The organism is Stenotrophomonas sp. HMWF003 (assembly GCF_003061285.1).
GTDB classification, from domain to species: domain Bacteria; phylum Pseudomonadota; class Gammaproteobacteria; order Xanthomonadales; family Xanthomonadaceae; genus Stenotrophomonas; species Stenotrophomonas maltophilia_AP.
The window spans coordinates 1,619-3,596 of sequence record NZ_QAIW01000342.1 but is presented as its reverse complement, the minus strand read 5'-3'; the positions used below and the strand labels follow the sequence as shown (position 1 = coordinate 3,596).

Below are 1,978 nucleotides of genomic sequence, written 5' to 3'. Positions count from 1 at the left end.
GATGACCAGGGCCGGATTGCCGGGCTTGAAATGCAGCCCGGCAATCCGGCCCTGGTCATCCACCACCGCGCTGACCTCAATGGCGCCGGAGGCAAACTGCAGCGGCTGCGTCACCACGTCGGGGCGGTGGCTGGTGGAAATGATCTCCGCCGCGCCGCGGCCACGGGGTTCGCCGAACGACTGCCACAGGGCCAGCAGACCGGGCGCAGGGGCGGCCTTGGCCATTTCCGGAGTGAACATCGCCACGGCGGCGGCACCGTCACCGGCCTGCAGGTGGTCGAGAAGCCGGGTGACCACCTGCGCCGGCGGCGTCGCCGCCGAGGCCGCAAAGGCCAGCGTGGACAGCAGCAGCGCAGCACCGCGCCAACGCAGGGCGACCACCTCAGATCTCCTTCTTGAACAGCAGCACCGCCACGCCCATCGGCTGGGTCTGCAGCACGTTCACCAGTTCCCAGCCGAGCTGGCCGTGGCGGTTGAGTTCGGTCTGCAGGTCATCGGACTTCAGCCCGGTCCACGACGGCTTTACTTCGACAGTCAGGTAGCTCCAACGCTTGCTCATGGTGTGCTCTCCTTGCTTGCATCCGGTTTGGGAAGGCGCCCGGCCTTGCGCAGTGCATCGCGCAGCACGTACTCGATCTGCGCGTTGGCGCTGCGCAGTTCGTCATCGGCCCAGCGCTGCAGGGCCGCGAGAATGTCGGCGTTGATGCGCAGCGGATAGGCCTTTTTTTCCGACATGGGCGGCTCAGTACAGCGAGCCGGCGTTGACCACCGGCTGGGTGCCACGGTCCGAGCAGAGCACGGTGAGCAGGTTGCTCACCATGTGCGCCTTGCGCTCTTCGTCCAGCTGCACCACGCCGTTCTTCTGCAGCTCGGCCAGCGCCATTTCCACCATGCCCACCGCGCCGGCGACGATCCGCGTGCGCGCGGCGATCACCGCATTGGCCTGCTGGCGCTGCAGCATCGCCTGGGCAATTTCCGGTGCGTAGGCCAGGTGGCTGATGCGTGCATCGATCACCTGCACGCCGGCATCTGCCAGGCGTTCGGCCAGCTCGTCCTTGAGGTGCTGGGAGATCTCGGCGGCGTGGCTGCGCAGCGACAGCTGGCCTTCCTCGTGCTGGTCGTAGGGGTAGCTGGTGGCCATCGCGCGCAGCGCCGATTCGGACTGGATGTGCACGAAGCTCTCGTAGTCATCCACGTTGTAGACGGCCTCGGAAGCGTCCACCACCTGCCAGACGATCACCGCGGCAATCTCGATCGGGCTGCCGTCCAGCTCGTTGACCTTGAGCTTGCCGCTTTCGAAGTTGCGCACGCGCTGGCTGACCTTCTTCTTGCTGAAGAACGGGTTGTTCCAGCGCAGGCCGTTGTCCTTGACCGTGCCCACGTACTTGCCGAACAGGCTCAGCACCACCGCCTGGTTGGGCTGCACCGTGTAAAGGCCGGTCAGGCTGAGCATGGCCACGATCGACAGGGCGACCCCGCCGAACATCAGGCCGGGCGACACCGGAAGCGTGCGTGCGCCTGCGATGAACAGCCACGCGGACAGCCCCAGCAGGACCAGCACCCCGAGCAGGAACGGCAGGCCGGACAGGGAACGGGTGGGCATCTCTTTCATGGCGGGCGTCCTTGGGTGGTTGGCTTGAACGATATCAAATTGATATCAGGTTGCAAGTACCCCGGTTTCGCCCGCGCGGAAGCCTTAAAATGCGCTCCCACCCCTGTTGCCCGGAATACCGCCATGTCCACGCTCGGCACGCCGTTGTCTCCCTCCGCCACCCGCGTCCTGCTGCTGGGCTCCGGTGAACTGGGCAAGGAGGTCGCCATCGAGCTGCAGCGCCTGGGCGTGGAGGTGATCGCCGCCGACCGCTATGCCGATGCGCCGGCCATGCAGGTGGCGCACCGCTCGCACGTGATCGACATGCTGGATGCGATGGCGCTGCGCGCGCTCATCGCCAAGGAGCAGCCGCACCTGGTGGTACCG

The 1,978-nt window shown here is 66.5% G+C and carries 5 protein-coding genes; 1 reads left to right on the top strand and 4 read right to left on the bottom strand.

The genetic code is table 11. The features are described 5' to 3' along the window. The 4 genes from DBR34_RS23135 to DBR34_RS13705 form a co-directional block, all read right to left on the bottom strand. On the bottom strand, positions 1 to 381 hold a 381-nt coding region (locus DBR34_RS23135; protein WP_258223929.1), incomplete at its 3' end, for a DUF3887 domain-containing protein. A 1-nt stretch (position 382) separates the two neighbouring features. Further along, positions 383 to 559, bottom strand: a complete 177-nt coding sequence (locus DBR34_RS13715) for a DUF4177 domain-containing protein (RefSeq protein WP_128097206.1) — start codon at positions 557 to 559, stop codon at positions 383 to 385. Beyond that, positions 556 to 735, bottom strand: a complete 180-nt coding sequence (locus DBR34_RS13710; protein ID WP_128097205.1) for an Arc family DNA binding domain-containing protein — start codon at positions 733 to 735, stop codon at positions 556 to 558. The genes DBR34_RS13715 and DBR34_RS13710 overlap by 4 nt, the downstream gene beginning before the upstream one ends. Positions 736 to 742: 7 nt before the next feature. Continuing rightward, positions 743 to 1,612 (bottom strand): SPFH domain-containing protein, encoded by an 870-nt coding sequence (locus tag DBR34_RS13705; RefSeq protein ID WP_128097204.1) that lies wholly within the window; start codon positions 1,610 to 1,612, stop codon positions 743 to 745. Between the two features lie 123 nt (positions 1,613 to 1,735). Here DBR34_RS13705 and DBR34_RS23130 point away from each other — a divergent pair. After that, on the top strand, positions 1,736 to 1,978 hold a 243-nt coding region (locus DBR34_RS23130; protein ID WP_258223928.1), incomplete at its 3' end, for an NAD(P)-dependent oxidoreductase.